Origin of the sequence: Pseudomonas sp. IT-P176, assembly GCF_949767245.1 — a bacterium.
Classification (GTDB): domain Bacteria; phylum Pseudomonadota; class Gammaproteobacteria; order Pseudomonadales; family Pseudomonadaceae; genus Aquipseudomonas.
This window is the reverse complement of record NZ_CATKPN010000090.1, coordinates 52986-69510: the sequence shown is the minus strand read 5'-3', so window position 1 is coordinate 69510 and position 16525 is coordinate 52986. Positions and strand designations below refer to the sequence as shown.

The following is a 16525-nucleotide window of genomic DNA, read 5'->3' as shown; positions in this document are numbered from 1 at the left end:
TTCACATGACTGGTCTGATTCTGGAAAACGTCGAGAAACACTACGGCTCGGCCTGCGCGGTAAGGGACGTCAACCTGCATTTGCCCGAGGGCAAGCTGGTGTGTTTTCTCGGCCCCTCGGGCTGTGGCAAAACTACCTTGCTGCGGATGATCGCCGGCCTGGAAACCCTCAGTGGCGGCGAAATTCGCCTGGACGGCGAGGACATCGGCCACACCCCGGCGCACCTGCGCAACTTCGGCATGGTGTTCCAGTCGCTGGCGCTGTTCCCGCACATGACCGTGGGCGAGAACATCGCCTACCCCCTGAAGCTGCGCGGCGTGAGCAAGGCTGAACAACAGGCGCGGGTGGTGGAGTTGCTGGAACTGATCCAGCTGCAAGCGATGATCGATCGCCCGGTCGCCAAGCTCTCTGGGGGTCAGCGCCAACGGGTGGCGATTGCCCGGGCAATTGCCGCGCACCCGAAAATCCTCCTGCTCGATGAGCCGCTGTCCGCCCTGGACGCCAAGCTGCGGGAGTCGATGCAGGTGGAAATCCGCCAACTGCAACAGCGCCTGAACATCACCACCATCATGGTCACTCATGACCAGCGCGAAGCCATGACCATGGCCGACATCGTGGTGGTCCTGGGCGAACACCGGATCCAGCAGGTCGGCACGCCGATCGAGATCTACCGGCACCCGGCCAACGCGTTCGTGGCGGACTTCATCGGCTCCGGCAACATCTTCCCGGCAACCGCGCTGGGCAACGGCAGGGTCAGCTTGCCGGGCGGCGACGCGCTGGCAGTGCCGATCTGCAGCAGTATCGTGGTCGGCGAGAAGCTCAAGATGCTGGTGCGCCCCGAAGACCTGCAACTGTCCCATCCCCAGGCAACCGCGGGTAATCGCCTGCTGGGCAAGGTGACGTTCGTGCGAGATATCGGCGCAACCATCGAAACCACGGTGGAGTGCTCCGGAGTTTCGCTGACCGCCTTGAGCACACCGTGCCAGGGCATTGGGCTGAGCATCGGCAACCCGGTGTCGGTAACCATTCCGTCCGAGGCTTGCCGCGTATTGGGTGCCTGACTGGCCGCTCGCTCCTCTAATGTGGGAGCGAGCCTGCTCGCGATGGGGCCATCAGGTCTGATCAGACAGACAATCGCAACCGCGCCAGGTCCCGCAGCGGCGGTGCGCCAAACAGCCGGCTGTATTCGCGGCTGAACTGCGAGGGGCTTTCATAACCCACGCGATATCCCGCCGCCGAGGCGTCGAGGCCTTCGGCCAACATCAGGCGCCGCGCCTCCTGCAGGCGCAGTTGCTTCTGGTACTGCAACGGACTCATGGCGGTCATTGCCTTGAACCGGTGGTGCAGGGTCGAGACGCTCAGGTTCACCTCGCGGGCCAGGTCATCGATGCGCAATGGTTGCTCGAAGTTGCCGTTGAGCCATTTGATCGCCTGACTGATGCGATGGCTCTGGCTGTTGGCGATGGCGATTTCGTACAGCCGGTGGCCTTGGGGGCTGCGCAGCAGACGGTAGAGAATCTCCCGGCGGATCAGTGGCGCGAGCATGGCGATGTCTTTGGGGGTGTCCAGCAAACGCGCCAGGCGCAGCACCGCGTCGAGCATCGGTTGATCCAGCTGTTCGACATACAGGCCCCGCCCGGTAGGGCGGGCAGGTACGCCAAGGGGGCCGGCATCGGCAATCAACGCGGTGATTTCCGTCGGGTCGATGTCCAGGCGCAAGGCCAGGATCGGCACTTGGGGCGAGACATCCACCACCCGTCCGCTAAGGGGCATCGAGACCGAGACCACCAGGTAGTTGAGCGGGTCGTAGTTGAACAGTTCGTCGGCCAGCCTGACCTCTTTGCGCCCTTGGGCCATGATGCACAGCGCTGGCTGCGCGAGCACCGGGGCAAAGTCGTGGGACTGGCTGTGGCGTGACAACACCAGCGCGTTGATGGCAGTGGTGTAGCTGCCGTCCTCCTGGGTGTTACGCCGGATGATGGCCGCCAGTTCCGCGCGCTGGTGCTCCAGGCTGGCGTCAAGTGGCGTGTGGTTGGAATCCACAGGTGACATGGCGAACATCCTCGGTAAGGCTGATGGGATGGGCATAGCTTAAGTTTGTGCAAGTCTTGGGGCTAGGCCGATCCTGCGCAAAACTTGCCTGATCCTGCGGTGGTGGTAGATACCGCCTGCAGAACCGCAGCAAAGGGCTGCGATCGTTGCTTGAAACACTCTTGTCATCTTCATCGGGTAGATGCGCTGGACACAGCGATGCGCCGGCGGTCGGCGCAGGATTGTGCAACAAGCCGGCAGGAATCGACTAACCAGTCTTGAGCCTGGCGCTTATTCTCTGGTCCTGTCGCAGCTTCTCTCAGGCTGCCGATTGTCTACATCCAGGGAGCGATGAACATGTCCATGCAAATCCCCGTCAGCCATATGGCGTTGGTCCGGGCCCAGGCAGGCCGCTCGATGGAGTTGGGCGCGCGTTTGAGTTGCCTGATCGAGCCTACGCGCCAGGCCAGTGGCAACCTGCACTTTGCCCTGCAGCACTCATTGTGCGACCCCCAGCTGTGGCTGGTGTCCGGCTCCTGGGTTGACCAGCCGGCCATGACCGCCTATTTCAGCAGCCCGGCCATGGCCGTTTTCGGCGAGTTGGTCCAGGAGTTAGTAGTTCATAGCCTGGACTTCCACACCTTCAGCGATGTCGGCGCCGACCAGGCTCGCGCCGGGCATCCGTCCTGCGATGCGCTGGCCATGCAGCAGTTGGCCGGCTGAAGGTTTAGAATGGCCGACTTTCCATTGGCCAGGATCCGCAACATGGCACGTAAAGAGTTTGCACAGTTCGAAGCCGTTTCTGCCGCCGTGCGCGGTGACGAAGGTTACACCGCCGCCATCGCCGTCAAAGCCCTCGGTGGGGCGGGCGCCCCGCGTTTCAACAAGGTGCTGATCGACCAGACGTTCAACACCGCCCTGGAGGCCGACCTGGCTGCCGAGCAGCAACTGGCTCGATTGGCCGACGTCGGTGAGGACGGTGAACTCATCTGGTAAGTCAATACCTCAAGCCTTGGTCGCCCCCGGGCGGTGCATCTTGAACAGGGCCTCAGGCCCTAGCTGGAAGTAATCCGCCGGACCGCCGCCGCGCAGAATCGGTTCTGCCGCGGCGGTGTCGTACACCCCATCCTTGAGCAGCCACTTGGCGATATGCACGGCGACCACTTCGCCGAGGATCAGCCAGCTCGGCACCAATTGCTGGTCTGCACGCTGCAACTGAATGATCTGGGTCACCTTGCACTCGAAGGACACCGGGCTTTGCGCGACGCGCGGCACCTGGATGATTTTTGAGGCGACGGGGGTGAGCCCCGCCAGTTCAAATTCGTTGACGTCGGCGGGGACCATTGCGCAGCTCTGGTTCATCTGCTCGGCCAGCGGGCGGGTGGCCAGGTTCCAGGCGAACTCGCCGGTCTGTTCGATATTGTTCAGGCTGTCTTTGCGCCCGACGCTGGCGAACCCGATGATCGGCGGGATGTAGTTGAACGCATTGAAAAAACTGTAGGGCGCCAGATTCAAGCGGCCTTGGCCGTCCTGCGAGGAAATCCAGCCGATAGGCCGTGGACCGACGATGGCGTTGAACGGGTCGTGGGGCAGGCCGTGGCCCTGGGCAGGTTCGTAGAAGTGGATATCGTCGGGCATGGGCGGATTCCGTCAAGGTGAGGCGCAATAGTGCAGGGCGATTGCCGGTATTGCCAGTGTGCCGGGGCGAGCAAAAAGCACAAAGCCCGACGTGAGCCGGGCGTTGTGGGGGGGCATTCACGGCTTAGCTGATGGAGGCAGAACCGGTACGATCGTAGCCATCTTCAACCAGGCCTTTTTCTTCCAGACGTTCGCGGCCACCTTCGGCAACGCTCTGGCCTTGGGGGGTGCGCTCGTAGCCATCTGCAGCCAGGGTAGCAGCGCCGGTGCGGTCGTATCCATCGGCGGCGACTGCCGAGCCGGTACGGTCAAAGCCATCGGCGGCGAAGGTGTTGGCAGCCAGTACGGAGAGGGTCAAGGCGAGGATCAGTTGGATTTTCATGGTCTGTGCTCCAGGTTCGTTGACGTTTTGGGCGTGCGGTATGGAGTTCATACTACTCGTACAAAACTGATGTAAAAGCTCAAAAAATAGCCTTTAATAATCGATTAATTCGATATGTGTGCCGTCACTGATAGATTGCAGTGCGGCTTCCCCCAGGGGGGGCCGAATGCCATGGACGGACTAGACGTCGTTCAGGATTCAGATGACAACAGAGTGTCGTAGGGGAATTAACGGATCATTAATCGGGAGGAGGGGGGAGGAGGATATGTCTGTAGGAAATGCCGCGGCCTGCGGCATTTCCCACGGGGGGTGTCAGTCAGTTTCGATCCGCGAGTGTTTGCGGGTGTCTTTCATGGTCACGTATACCAACAGGGACACAGCAATACACGCGGTGACGTACCAGTAGTAACCGGTTTCCATGCCGATGCTCTTGAACCACAGGGCGATGTATTCAGCGGTGCCGCCGAAGATCGAGACGGTCAGGGCATACGGCAGGCCCACGCCCAGGGCACGGATTTCGGTCGGGAACAGTTCAGCCTTGACCACCGCGTTGATGGAGGTGTAGCCGCTGACGATGATCAGCGCCGCCATGATCAGGAAGAACGCGCCCCACCAGGTCTGGATGGTGTGCAGGGTCGTCAGGATCGGCACGGTGAACAGGGTGCCCAATACGCCGAAGGCGATCAGGATCGGGCGCCGGCCGATTTTATCCGACAGGCCGCCGACGAGCGGTTGCAAGCACATGAACAGGAACAGGGTCGCCGCCGAAATGGTGGTGGAGTCGCTGATGCTCATGCCAACCGTGTTCACCAGGTACTTCTGCATGTAGGTGGTGTAGGTGTAGAACGCCAGGGTGCCGCCCATGGTCAGGCCGACTACAGTCAGCAGTTCCTTGGGGTGGCGCATCAAGGTGCGCATCGCGCTTTCCTTGGACTTCTTTTTCTTGGTGAACGACTCGGTTTCTTCCATGCCACGACGCAGGTACAGCGCGACCACGGCACACAGCGCACCGATGGCGAACGGGATACGCCAGCCCCAGGCGTACAGTTCTTCGGTGGTCAGCACTTGTTGCAGCACGATCAACACCGCCAGAGCGATGAGCTGGCCGGAAATCAGCGTCACATACTGGAAGCTGGAGTAGAAGCCGCGACGTTCCTTGGTGGCCATCTCGCTAAGGTAGGTGGCGGAAGTGCCGTATTCGCCACCCACCGACAGGCCTTGCAGCAAGCGCGCGAACACCAGCAGGATCGGCGCACCGATGCCGATGACTTCGTAACTTGGACTCAGGGCGATCAGCAGTGAGCCGAAGCACATCAGGTAGACCGAAGCCATCAGGGCCTTTTTGCGTCCGACTTTGTCGGCATACAGCCCCATCAGCCAGCCACCGATCGGACGCATCAGGAAGCCTACGGCGAAGATTGCGGCGGTATTGAGCAGTTGGGCGGTGGTGTCGCCATGGGGGAAGAAGGTTTTGGCGAAGTACAGCGAGAATGCGGCGTAGACGTACCAGTCATACCACTCGACCATGTTGCCGACAGAACCGCTGAAAATTGATTTGATGCGACTGGCCGAGGTTCTTTCTTTGGCAGGCGAAGCCGCCGACCCGAGAGGCAGGGGTTGTGAGTTATCCATGACGGATCCTTCAATTAATTGTTTTTGTGGAGCGCGCAAAAACGCAGCCTGCAGGGGCTATAGCAGGAGCCGTGCCAGGTTGTGCAGGGCCGTTCTAGAGGGGTTTTGCCGGGTAAGTGAGCGGAAATCCGCTCATGCGCCAGATTCGCTGAGCGGAAATCCGCCGAGGATTCAGCCCAGGAACATTTCGCGGGTCAGGCCGTGGCGCTGGAGTTTTTCATTGAAGGTGCGGCGTGGCAGTTGCAACTCTTCGAGCACTGCCTTGATATCGCCCTTGTGCCGAGTCAGGGCGGCGCGCAGGCACTGCGCTTCAAACGCTTCCTGTTGGGCTGCCAGCGACTGGCCGGGTTCGATGGCGTCCGGTTCGGGATCATCGAGGCCCAGCACCTGGCGCTCGGCAACGTTGGCCAGTTCGCGCACGTTACCCGGCCAGTCATGGCTGAGCAGGCGACTCAACTGCGGACCGCTCAGGGGCGCGACGCTGCGGCCCAGGCGTTGCGCCGCCGCACGGCTGAAGTGGGCGTAGAGCAAGGGAATGTCTTCGCGCCGCTCACGCAGCGCCGGCAAACGCAACTGGGCCACGTTGAGCCGATAGGCCAGGTCTTCGCGAAAACGCCCGGCCCGGGCTTCATCCAGCAGGTCGGGTTTGGTCGCGGCGATGATCCGCAAGTCGACATCGATGCTCTGGTTGGCCCCCAGGCGCTCGAGCTTCTGTTCCTGCAGCACGCGCAATAACTTGACCTGCTGGGCCAGCGGCATGCTTTCGATTTCATCGAGAAACAGGGTGCCGCCGTCGGCATATTCCAGCTTGCCGATACGCTTGCCCTGGGCGCCGGTGAAAGCGCCGTGTTCGTGCCCGAACAGTTCGGCCTCGAACAGTTGCTCGGGGATCGCCGCGCAGTTCAGGGCGACGAAGGGCTTGGCGGCGCGCGGGCCGAAATCATGCAGGCAGCGAGCAACCAGCTCCTTGCCGCTGCCGGTTTCGCCGCGAATCACTACGTTGACCGGCAGGCCCGCGAGGTCCAGGACTTGCCGGCGCAGGGTCTGCAGGCCCGGGGACACGCCCAGCAGGCTGGCCTCCAGTTTGCTGCGGTGGTCGGCCTGTTCGTGCAGGGCACGGTTTTCCAGGACCAGCCGGCGCTTGTCGAGTGCCCGGCGCAGGCTGTTGAGCAAGGTCTCGGGGCTGAAGGGTTTTTCCAGGAAATCGTAGGCGCCATCGCGCATGGCATCGACCGCCATCGGTACATCGCCGTGGCCGGTCAACAGGATCACCGGCAGTTCGGCATCCCGTTGTTGCAAGGTGGCCAGCAGTTCCAGGCCGCTGATCCCCGGCATGCGCACATCGCTGAGAATCACCCCGGGGAAATTCACCGGCAACTGCGCCAGGCAGTCCTCGGCACGGCTGAACAGCTGGACCTGGAATCCCGAGAGACTCAGCCATTGCTCGACGGCGTCGCGAATGCTGCGTTCGTCATCGACCACTATTACCGAGTTCAACATCAGATCTGTGCCTCCAGGTCGACGGGCAGGGTCACGGTGAAGCGCGCACCGTCGCCGTGGTTCTCGGCCGTCAGGCGACCGCCGAGCTCATGAATGATCGCAAAGGATACGGCCAGCCCGAGCCCCAGGCCATCGCCCACAGGCTTGGTGGTGAAAAACGGGTCGAAGACATTGGGCAGGTCCTGCGCAAGAATCCCGCCACCGCTGTCGGTGACGCTCAGGCGCCACAGCTGTTGGTCGGCTTCAAGACTGATGCGCAGCCGCTTGAGTGACTTGTCGCGCATGGCATCCAGGGCATTGCGCAGCAGGTTGATCAGTACCTGTTCCAGGCGAATGGCGTCCCCACGAACCCGCGCCGGGCGGACCAGGTCCACAGTGAAGTTGATCTGTTCATCGCGCAGGCGGACTTCCAGCAGGTGCAGGGCCTGGTCGACCACCGCCGCCAGGTCCAGTGGCTCGCGCAAGCCGCTGGGGCTCTTGCGGGCGAAGGTCTTCAGGTGGCCAGTGAGGGCCGCCATTCGGGTGAGCATGTCATCCAGCGGTTTGAGTGCCTTGTAGGCATCATCGACGCGGCCGTGGTCCAGCAGCAGTCTCAGCGTGGCAAGCTGCATGCGCTGGGTGGTGAGCGGCTGGTTGATCTCGTGGGCCAGGGCCGCCGACATCTGCCCCAGGGCGGCGAGTTTGGCTGACTGCACCAGGCCGTCCTGAGCCGTGCGCAACTCTCGGGTGCGTTCCTCCACCAGGCGTTCCAGTTCCTCGCGACTGCGCTGGCGCAGCTTGGCGATACGCCAGCGCTGGCTGAGGAACAGCAGCACAAACACCAGCGTCAGCCACACGCCGGCTGCGGCCAGTGCGGCGTTGCGCAAATCCTCGAAGGCCACCTGCGGGCGCCGCAACAGGTGCAGCGTCCAGCCTTCGGCACTCAGGGGCAGTGACTCCCAGAGGTACTCGGCCGATCCGTCGGGACCCTCGACCCGCGCCAGGTAACTGTTGTCGTCGAAGCGTCGAAGCTGTTCGTGGGGCAGGGGCACCAGCGTTTGTTTGTCGTACTGACGAGTGGCCTCGAGCTCGGCGAGGTCGGTCGGCGACAGGGTTTCAAGGAGGCGATAACGCCAGCCCGGCTGGTTGGCGATGAACACAATGCCGCGGGCGTCGCTGACCAGCAGGGTGTCAGTGCCCTGGCGCCATTCGCGCTCCAGTTCCGGAAACTCCAGCTTGACCACCATGGCGCCAAGAAACTCTTGGTTGTCGCCCAACACGGCACTGGACAGGAAGTAGCCAGGAATGCCGCTGGTCACGCCCACCGCATAGAAGCGTCCGGTGCCCTGGCTGCGGGTCTGGTTGAAGTAGGGACGAAAACCGTAGTTGTGGCCGACATAGCTGCTGGGCAAGCGCCAGTTGCTGGCCGCGACGGCCAGGCCGTTACGGTCCAGCAGTTCGAGGGTGGACGACTGGGCCGCGCCGTTGATTTTCTCCAGCTTGTGGTTCAGCGAGTCCTGCTGTTGCGGGCTTACCGGGCCTGCCAGCGCCGAGCGCAACTGGGGGTCCAGCGCCAGCACGGCGGGCAGGGCGCGGTAACGTTCAATCAGCGTATGCAGGGACGTGGCGTACAAGGCTAATTGCTGGTTGGCGCGTTGAGCGTCGTCCTCCAGGGCCTGGCGCTCGGCGTGGCGCACGGCGGCGGCGCTGACCAGGACTGTGCCGGCCACGATCAGCAGTACATAGAGCATCAGGCGCAGGGAACGATAAATAGGTGGCATGCGATGGGCACAGACTACGGGGTCGGGGGGCGCACGATAGCATGCAGCGCGGCGACGGCGCAGAGTCCGCGCAGTGCGCAGGGACCATAAAAAAGCCGCGCTGTTCTGACAAACAGCGCGGCTTTTCCTGACTGGGGTGTGGGTGCTTACTGCACTTCTACCGCCAGGCTGTCACTGATCTTCTTCTGCCAGATGGCAGGACCGGTGATGTGGACCGACTCGCCGTTGCTGTCGACTGCAACAGTCACTGGCATGTCCTTGACGTCGAACTCGTAGATCGCTTCCATGCCCAGTTCGGCGAAAGCGACTACGCGGGATTTCTTGATGGCTTGCGCCACCAGGTAAGCCGCACCGCCGACTGCCATCAGGTAGACGGCCTTGTGGTCCTTGATCGCTTCGATGGCGGTCGGACCGCGCTCGGATTTACCGATCATGCCCAACAGGCCGGTCTGCTCGAGGATCTGGCGGGTGAACTTGTCCATCCGCGTCGCAGTGGTCGGGCCTGCCGGGCCAACCACTTCTTCGCGCACCGGATCAACCGGGCCGACGTAGTAGATGAAGCGACCCTTGAGGTCTACCGGCAGGGTTTCGCCCTTGTTCAGCATCTCGACCATGCGCTTGTGCGCGGCGTCGCGACCGGTGAGCATCTTGCCGTTGAGCAGCACGGTTTCGCCCGGCTTCCAGCTTTGCACGTCTTCCGGGGTCAGGGTGTCGAGGTTGACGCGACGGGCCGACGGACCGGCTTCCCAGACGATTTCCGGGTAGGCGTCCAGCGATGGCGCTTCCAGCGAAGCCGGGCCGGAACCGTCGAGCACGAAGTGTGCATGACGGGTGGCGGCGCAGTTCGGGATCATGCACACCGGCAGGGACGCGGCGTGGGTCGGGTAATCCATGATCTTCACGTCGAGCACGGTGGTCAGGCCACCAAGGCCCTGGGCGCCGATGCCCAGTTGGTTGACCTTCTCGAACAGCTCCAGGCGCATTTCTTCGATACGGTTCTGCGGGCCGCGAGCCTTGAGCTCGTGGATGTCGATGGATTCCATCAACACTTCCTTGGCCATTACCGCGGCTTTCTCAGCGGTGCCGCCGATGCCGATGCCGAGCATGCCCGGTGGGCACCAGCCGGCGCCCATGGTCGGAACGGTCTTGAGCACCCAGTCGACGATCGAGTCGGACGGGTTGAGCATGGCCATTTTCGACTTGTTCTCGGAACCGCCGCCCTTGGCTGCCACGTCGACTTCCACGGTGTTACCCGGGACGATCGAGTAGTGGATCACGGCCGGGGTGTTGTCCTTGGTGTTTTTGCGAGCACCTGCCGGGTCGGCGAGGATGGACGCACGCAGGACGTTTTCCGGCAGGTTGTAGGCGCGACGCACGCCCTCGTTGATCATGTCGTCCAGGCCCATGGTCGCGCCATCCCAGCGCACGTCCATGCCCACGCGGACAAACACGGTGACGATACCGGTGTCCTGGCAGATCGGGCGGTGGCCGGTGGCGCACATCCGCGAGTTGATCAGGATCTGTGCGATCGAATCGCGGGCCGCTGGCGATTCTTCGCGCAGGTAGGCCTCGTGCATCGCCTGGATGAAGTCCACGGGGTGGTAATAAGAAATGAACTGCAGGGCGTCAGCAACGCTCTGAATCAGGTCGTCTTGCTTGATCACGGTCATGAGTCGCGCTCCTCTAAAGGACGGGAACATTTTAATAGGGCAGCTTTGAGCATCGAGCGTCGAGCGGCAAGTTAAGGGCAGTACGTGGACTGCTTGAGCTTGCGGCTTGAAGCTCGCAACTTGAAGCTGGCCCTTTGGGCCGGGCACGCCGGGGTTGCTGGCGCGACGCTAAAAAGGCGCGGCAGTATAGCGCGCCTCGCCGCCGGGCACACCCGCCGGCAGTCAAACCAAGGTCGCATAACAATGATGACGCGACCCGAGGCAGCCCGACAAAAATTGGATGGTCATTTTCGAGCAGCAACACTAAAGTGATCCAAGGCCTTTAGGGTAGGACACTCTTATCAGCCCCCCTTTGCACGGTGAGTCAACGATTGACCCATAACGCGATCCAGAATCTATTGCTCAAGCGCTTTATTCTGGCGACGGGCACCTATGTGCTGGCGTTATTGCTGCTATGGCTGGCGATCCTCAGTGGGCACTTCCAGGGCTCGGTGCGCAGTGCGCTGGTTGCCACCGCGTTGGTGATGCTCAGTCAGTCGTTGCTGTTCGCGATCTTCTTCAGCGGGCGCAACCTGCGGTTCCCCGATCCCAGTCTGACCGAAGTCCAGGTGCTGCTGGGCATTGGTTGGCAAACCTGGCTGATCGCCCATCTGGACGCTGCTCGTGGCGCCTTCCTGATCTTTTACGTACTGATTCTGATGTTCGGCCTGTTTCACCTGCCGCGCCGGGCGTTTGTGCGCTGTGCGGCCCTGGTGTTCTTCAGCTTTGCCTGCCTCAACCTGTGGGAAGGCTACCATTTCGAACTGGCCGACCCGACTCTGGCGGCCTTGCAGGTCTGTGTGCTGTTTATTGTGTTGGTCTGGCTGGCGTTGTATGCCAGCTATGTGCAAGCTTCGCGCCTGCGTATGCGCCAGCGCCGGTTTGCCCTGCAGGCGCATCAGGACACGCTGCGCGGGATGATGCGTCAGCTCGAGGATCTGGTGGCCACCGATGAGTTGACCGGTTTGTTCAATCGTCGGCATTTCCTGCGCTTGGCCACCCGTGAATTGCAAAACATGGAAGCCTCGGTGGAGCATGGCCTGGCGCTGATCGACCTGGACCACTTCAAACGTATCAACGACCTGCATGGCCATGCCGCCGGCGACCAGGTCCTGCAGGCTTTTGCCGGCGTCGCCACGGCCTGTTTGCGCGAGGGCGATGTATTGGCCCGGTATGGCGGTGAGGAATTTGTGTTGTTGTTACCTGATTGCAATCCCGAGCGCTTGACCTCCTGTTGTGAGCGGTTGCGCCTGGCGTTCACCGAAGTGCAGTTGATCGGCCTGTCTGTGCCGGATCTTAGCCTGTCTGCGGGGATGACCCTGCTGGCCGTCGGCGATGACCTCGACGACGCCTTGCAACGTGCCGACCAGGCGCTTTACCGGGCCAAGCGCGATGGCCGTAATCGCTGTGCGGCGGCCTGGGAAAACATCGATGCCTGAAGTGACTGTCGGTGAGCGTCAATGGACGGTAGCGGCGGGCAGCAACCTGCTTGATGCCTTGAATCAGCAGGGTTTGCAGGTGCCTTACAGTTGCCGGGCGGGCAGTTGCCACGCGTGCCTGGTGCAGTGCCTGCGCGGCGAGGTCGGCGACCGTCGCCCGGACGCTCTGAGTGCCGGGCAGCGCCAGCAGGGCTGGCGCCTGGCCTGTCAGTGCGAGGTGCTGGATGACCTGCAGGTGGCGGTGTTCGATCCGCTGCGTGACGGCGCCCCCGCCGTGGTCGAGGCGCTGGACTGGTTGAGTCCCTGTGTGTTGCGCCTGCGTTTGTTGGCCGAGCGCCCGCTGCGCTATCAGGCCGGTCAACACTTGGTGCTGTGGGCCGGCCACGTGGCGCGTCCGTACTCCCTGGCCAGCCTGCCGCAGGAAGACCGATTCCTCGAGTTTCACCTCGACTGCCGACTGCCCGGTGCCTTCAGCGATGCCGCCCGGGCGCTGAAGATCGGTGATTCGATCCGCCTCGGTGAGCTGCGCGGCGGGGCCTTGCACTACGACCCAGACTGGCAAACCCGTCCGCTGTGGCTGCTGGCCGCAGGCACGGGGCTGGCGCCGCTGTTCGGGGTGCTGCGTGAAGCGCTGCGCCAGGATCATCAAGGGCCTATCCGGGTGATTCACCTGGCCCATGATGGGGCAGAGCATTACCTGGCCAAACCCCTGGCGGCACTGGCAGCCAACCGCGCCAACCTGAGTGTCGAGCTGTGGACAGCGGCCGAGCTGTCAGCGGCTTTGGCGCAATTGCGCCTTGTTTCCCGGCAAACCCTGGCCTTACTCTGCGGGAGCCCTGAGAGTGTCGACGCCTTTGCCCGGCGCTTGTACCTGGCAGGGCTGCCACGTAATCAACTGCTGGCCGATGTGTTCCTGCCGCGTGGTTGAGCTGACTTTCTTTGCATGAGATTGACCATGACCGATGCCATTTTGCTGGAACGCGAAGGCGGGCTGCTGACGTTGCGCCTGAATCGCCCGGACAAGAAAAACGCCCTGACCCGCGCCATGTACAGCCAATTGGGCGCAGCCCTGCAACAGGCGGATACCGACCCTGAGATCAATGCGGTGCTGATCACTGGCAGCCTGCAGTGCTTTACCGCCGGCAATGATATCGCCGACTTTCTCCAGGAGCCGCCGAGTGATCTCGACAGCCCGGTGTTCCAGTTCATGCGCAGCCTGCTGGAGTGCCGCAAGCCGGTGGTTGCCGCCGTTGCCGGAGCCGCGGTAGGCATCGGCACCACGCTGCTGCTGCATTGCGATCTGGTATACGTCAGCGCCGATGCCAAGTTGCGCATGCCATTCGTCAACCTGGGTCTGTGTCCGGAGTTCGGCTCCAGCCTGATCCTGCCGCGACTGCTCGGCCAGGCCAAAGCGGCCGAATTGTTGCTGCTGGGCGAAGCGTTTACCGGCGAGCAGGCCGCCGCCTGGGGCATTGCCAGCCAGGCATTGCCGAGCGCGGAAGCGACCTTCGCCAAGGCGCGGGAGATGGCGCTGCGCTTCGATCAACTACCGCCGCAAGCTGTGCGCATCAGCAAGCAACTGATGAAGGCCCCGGACCGCGAACTGCTGCGCAGGGTGGTCGAGGAGGAGGGCAAGCTGTTCGTCCAGCGACTGCGCTCGCCGGAAGCGTTGGCGGCATTGTCGGGGTTTCTCAAGCGGTCGTGAATGTTGGGTGGTCGCGCGGGCCCCATCGTGGGCAAGCCCACTCCCACAGGGTTCTGTGTTGACCTGGAATCACTGGATCGCAAAGCAAAAAGCCCCGCCATTCACATGGCGGGGCTTTGGTTTTTCAGCGCTTGGTCAATCAGACCATCTTGTCGCCAACGTGCAGGATTTTCATGCCGTTGGTGCCGCCGATGGTGTGGTAGCTGTCGCCCTTGGTCAGGATGACCCAGTCGCCTTTCTCGACCACGCCGCGAGCCAGCAGCTCGTCGATGGCCGCCTGGCTGACTTGCTCAGGTGGCAGGGATGCCGGGTCGAACGGGACGGTGTAGACGCCACGGAACATCGCCGCGCGGGCCTGGGTTTCACGATGCGGGGAGAACGCGTAGATCGGCACCGAGGAACGAATGCGCGACATGATCAACGGCGTGTAGCCACTTTCGGTGAGGGCGATGATCGCCTTGACGCCCGGGAAGTGGTTGGCGGTGTACATGGCGGCCAGGGCGATGCTCTGGTCGCAGCTTTCGAAGACCTTGCCGATGCGGTGGCTGGAGGTCTTGCTGGTCGGGTGCTTTTCCGCGCCGACGCAGATACGCGCCATCGCCTGCACAGCTTCCAGTGGGTACAGGCCGGCAGCACTTTCCGCCGAGAGCATCACGGCGTCGGTGTAGTCGAGCACGGCGTTGGCCACGTCGGACACTTCGGCGCGGGTCGGCATCGGGTTCTGGATCATCGACTCCATCATCTGGGTCGCAACGATCACCGCTTTGTTGTGGCGGCGTGCGTGCAGGATGATCTTCTTCTGGATACCCACCAGCTCGGCGTCGCCGATTTCCACGCCGAGGTCGCCACGGGCAACCATCACTGCGTCGGAAGCCTTGATCAGGCCATCGAGGGTTTCGTCGTCGGCCACGGCTTCGGCACGTTCGATCTTGGCCACCAGCCAGGCGGTGCCGCCGGCTTCGTCGCGCAATTGACGGGCGTATTCCATGTCGGCGGCGTCACGCGGGAAGGACACGGCGAGGTAGTCGACCTGCATTTCGGCGGCGAGCTTGATGTCGGCCTTGTCTTTTTCAGTCAGGGCCGGAGCGGTCAGGCCGCCACCACGACGGTTGATGCCCTTGTGGTCCGACAGCGGGCCGCCGATGGTCACGGTGCAATGCAGTTCGGTGGCGCTGGCGGTATCAACACGCATTACCACGCGGCCGTCGTCGAGCAGCAACTCGTCGCCAACGCCGCAGTCCTTGACCAGGTCCGGGTAGTCGATGCCGACCACTTGCTGGTTGCCTTCGGTCAGAGGATGGCTGGTGGAGAAGGTGAATTGATCACCGATCTTCAGCTCGATCTTCTTGTTGGCGAATTTGGCGATACGGATTTTCGGGCCTTGCAGGTCGCCCAGCAGAGCGACGAAGCGCCCGTGCTTGGCCGCGAGGTCACGGACCAGCTTGGCGCGAGCCTTGTGCTCGTCGGGGGTGCCGTGGGAGAAGTTCAGGCGGGCAACGTCCAGGCCAGCGAGAATCAGCTGTTCGAGAACTTCCGGCGAGTTACTGGCCGGGCCAAGGGTAGCGACGATTTTGGTACGACGGACGGACATGCAAAGACTCCTGAGTTCAAGCGCTGAGTGAGGCTACTATGCTGGGAAGTTGTAGTCATTGTTCGTTTGCACTACTTATTGGATTCTTTATTGAACACGCCGCACTGAAGATTTTTGCCGCCGGGTCGATACAAAGCCCAAGACAGGAGAACTCTCATGCGATTCGTGCTTTTAGCTGCCCTGGCCCTGAGTGTCGTGGGCTGTACCCGTTGGTCGATGGACCATCACCTGAACACCGCCTACCGTGCCTACGACGCCGGCAACTGCGAGCGGGTGATGCTCGAACTGTCCCAGGTCGATCGCAAGAGCCGGGCGCGGCGCTACATCCAGCCTGAAGTGTCGATGTTGCGTGGCCAGTGCCTGGAGCGGCAGAAGCTCTATGTCGATGCCGCCCAGACCTACCAGTTCATCATGGCGCAGTACCCGAACAATGAGTACGCCTACCGTGCCCGCGCGCGCCTGGAAACCTTGCAGTCGCTGGGCTGGTACCCGCCGCGCAGCGCCAGAAGCATTCCCGCGGCATTGTAATGTCGGGTCTCATTTAACCACTGGCCGTGTTTCAGCCTTGAGCTAGTCTCTAGTGAGACGTTTCAGCGGGTCGACCCTGGACGTCGTTGATACCTGAGAACGGCAGAAATAGCGCGAGCGCAACGCGGGGGCGTTCGCACCGTAATCGGGGACAGCGAGCTCGCTCTGCCGGCTCGTTGCGAAGCAGTAGTGCGACCCTGCTCAAGGGCCTTGGCAAAGCGATACTCAGTATGTTCACAGAACGCCGGATCGAGCGGCACCAGTTGCCGTATTTTCTCAAAGTCTTCAACCGTATCACCGACAAACCCATTGGCTACATCGGCAATGTCTCGGAAGACGGGCTGATGCTGATCAGTCAGTTGCCGCTGATGCTGGGGGCGGTCTTTGACTTGCGCCTGAAGATCCCCGACGGCGATGGAACCTGTCAGGTCATCGACCTGCGGGCCTGTTGCCTGTGGTGCCATGAAGACGCCACGCCCCATCATTACGACGCCGGGTTCGCCCTGCAGAATCCCCCGCCTGAATACGGCCAGATGGTCAGCGCGTTGCAGCGCTATTTCAGTTTTTATCCGGTCTCGGCATCGGCCTAGCCCCGGCCCCAGGCAGGGGC

16 protein-coding genes are annotated in these 16525 nt (G+C 62.4%); 8 read left to right on the top strand and 8 right to left on the bottom strand.

Annotated features, from left to right (window positions below; translation table 11 throughout):
- The first annotated feature begins 5 nt into the window (after positions 1-5).
- Positions 6-1061 (top strand): ABC transporter ATP-binding protein, encoded by a 1056-nt coding sequence (locus ACM6IP_RS23080; protein WP_095165829.1) that lies wholly within the window; start codon positions 6-8, stop codon positions 1059-1061.
- 61 nt (positions 1062-1122) lie between these two features.
- Here ACM6IP_RS23080 and ACM6IP_RS23075 read toward each other — a convergent pair whose 3' ends face one another.
- A complete protein-coding gene (locus ACM6IP_RS23075) occupies positions 1123-2052 on the bottom strand; it encodes an AraC family transcriptional regulator (RefSeq protein ID WP_095165827.1) in 930 nt (309 codons plus the stop codon).
- Positions 2053-2388: 336 nt separating this feature from the next.
- Here ACM6IP_RS23075 and ACM6IP_RS23070 point away from each other — a divergent pair, with 336 nt between their 5' ends.
- Together ACM6IP_RS23070 and ACM6IP_RS23065 are read left to right on the top strand one after the other, a co-directional pair.
- A complete protein-coding gene (locus ACM6IP_RS23070; RefSeq protein ID WP_159997667.1) occupies positions 2389-2754 on the top strand; it encodes a putative quinol monooxygenase in 366 nt (121 codons plus the stop codon).
- A gap of 9 nt (positions 2755-2763) precedes the next feature.
- On the top strand, positions 2764-3027 hold the full coding sequence (locus ACM6IP_RS23065) for a hypothetical protein (RefSeq protein WP_174244595.1): 264 nt from the start codon (positions 2764-2766) through the stop codon (positions 3025-3027).
- 9 nt (positions 3028-3036) lie between these two features.
- Here the strand turns inward: ACM6IP_RS23065 and ACM6IP_RS23060 are convergent, their stop codons facing one another.
- From ACM6IP_RS23060 to ACM6IP_RS23035, 6 genes are all read right to left on the bottom strand, one after another.
- On the bottom strand, positions 3037-3669 hold the full coding sequence (locus ACM6IP_RS23060; protein ID WP_095165822.1) for a flavin reductase family protein: 633 nt from the start codon (positions 3667-3669) through the stop codon (positions 3037-3039).
- A gap of 124 nt (positions 3670-3793) precedes the next feature.
- On the bottom strand, positions 3794-4051 hold the full coding sequence (locus ACM6IP_RS23055) for a hypothetical protein (RefSeq protein ID WP_095165820.1): 258 nt from the start codon (positions 4049-4051) through the stop codon (positions 3794-3796).
- 312 nt (positions 4052-4363) lie between these two features.
- Entirely contained in the window at positions 4364-5683 is a 1320-nt protein-coding gene (locus ACM6IP_RS23050; protein ID WP_095165819.1) for an MFS transporter, read from the bottom strand.
- 171 nt (positions 5684-5854) lie between these two features.
- A complete protein-coding gene (locus tag ACM6IP_RS23045; RefSeq protein ID WP_414862338.1) occupies positions 5855-7183 on the bottom strand; it encodes a sigma-54-dependent transcriptional regulator in 1329 nt (442 codons plus the stop codon).
- Positions 7183-8943, bottom strand: coding sequence for an ATP-binding protein (locus tag ACM6IP_RS23040; RefSeq protein WP_414862337.1), 1761 nt, complete (start codon positions 8941-8943; stop codon positions 7183-7185). The genes ACM6IP_RS23045 and ACM6IP_RS23040 overlap by 1 nt, the downstream gene beginning before the upstream one ends.
- 146 nt (positions 8944-9089) lie before the next feature.
- On the bottom strand, positions 9090-10613 hold the full coding sequence (locus ACM6IP_RS23035; protein ID WP_159997661.1) for a fumarate hydratase: 1524 nt from the start codon (positions 10611-10613) through the stop codon (positions 9090-9092).
- Between the two features lie 371 nt (positions 10614-10984).
- Here ACM6IP_RS23035 and ACM6IP_RS23030 point away from each other — a divergent pair, with 371 nt between their 5' ends.
- Genes ACM6IP_RS23030 through ACM6IP_RS23020 form a run of 3 tightly spaced genes read left to right on the top strand, consistent with a single transcriptional unit; the run spans position 10985 to position 13796 of the window.
- Positions 10985-12091 (top strand): sensor domain-containing diguanylate cyclase, encoded by a 1107-nt coding sequence (locus tag ACM6IP_RS23030; protein ID WP_095165812.1) that lies wholly within the window; start codon positions 10985-10987, stop codon positions 12089-12091.
- The gene (locus ACM6IP_RS23025; RefSeq protein WP_095165811.1) at positions 12084-13019 is read left to right on the top strand and encodes an iron-sulfur-binding ferredoxin reductase; all 936 of its coding nucleotides are present in this window, start codon (positions 12084-12086) and stop codon (positions 13017-13019) included. The genes ACM6IP_RS23030 and ACM6IP_RS23025 overlap by 8 nt, the downstream gene beginning before the upstream one ends.
- A 27-nt stretch (positions 13020-13046) precedes the next feature.
- Positions 13047-13796: an enoyl-CoA hydratase-related protein gene (locus ACM6IP_RS23020; RefSeq protein ID WP_159997659.1), complete on the top strand. Its 750-nt coding sequence runs from the start codon at positions 13047-13049 to the stop codon at positions 13794-13796.
- 139 nt (positions 13797-13935) lie between these two features.
- Here the strand turns inward: ACM6IP_RS23020 and pyk are convergent, their stop codons facing one another.
- Positions 13936-15387 carry a pyruvate kinase gene (gene pyk, locus ACM6IP_RS23015; RefSeq protein WP_095165807.1) on the bottom strand — a complete coding sequence of 484 codons (1452 nt, stop codon included), beginning with the start codon at positions 15385-15387 and terminating at the stop codon, positions 13936-13938.
- 156 nt (positions 15388-15543) lie between these two features.
- Here pyk and ACM6IP_RS23010 point away from each other — a divergent pair, with 156 nt between their 5' ends.
- Positions 15544-15915 (top strand): hypothetical protein, encoded by a 372-nt coding sequence (locus ACM6IP_RS23010; RefSeq protein ID WP_095165805.1) that lies wholly within the window; start codon positions 15544-15546, stop codon positions 15913-15915.
- A gap of 230 nt (positions 15916-16145) precedes the next feature.
- Positions 16146-16505, top strand: a complete 360-nt coding sequence (locus tag ACM6IP_RS23005) for a PilZ domain-containing protein (protein ID WP_414862336.1) — start codon at positions 16146-16148, stop codon at positions 16503-16505.
- The last annotated feature ends 20 nt before the right edge of the window (positions 16506-16525 follow it).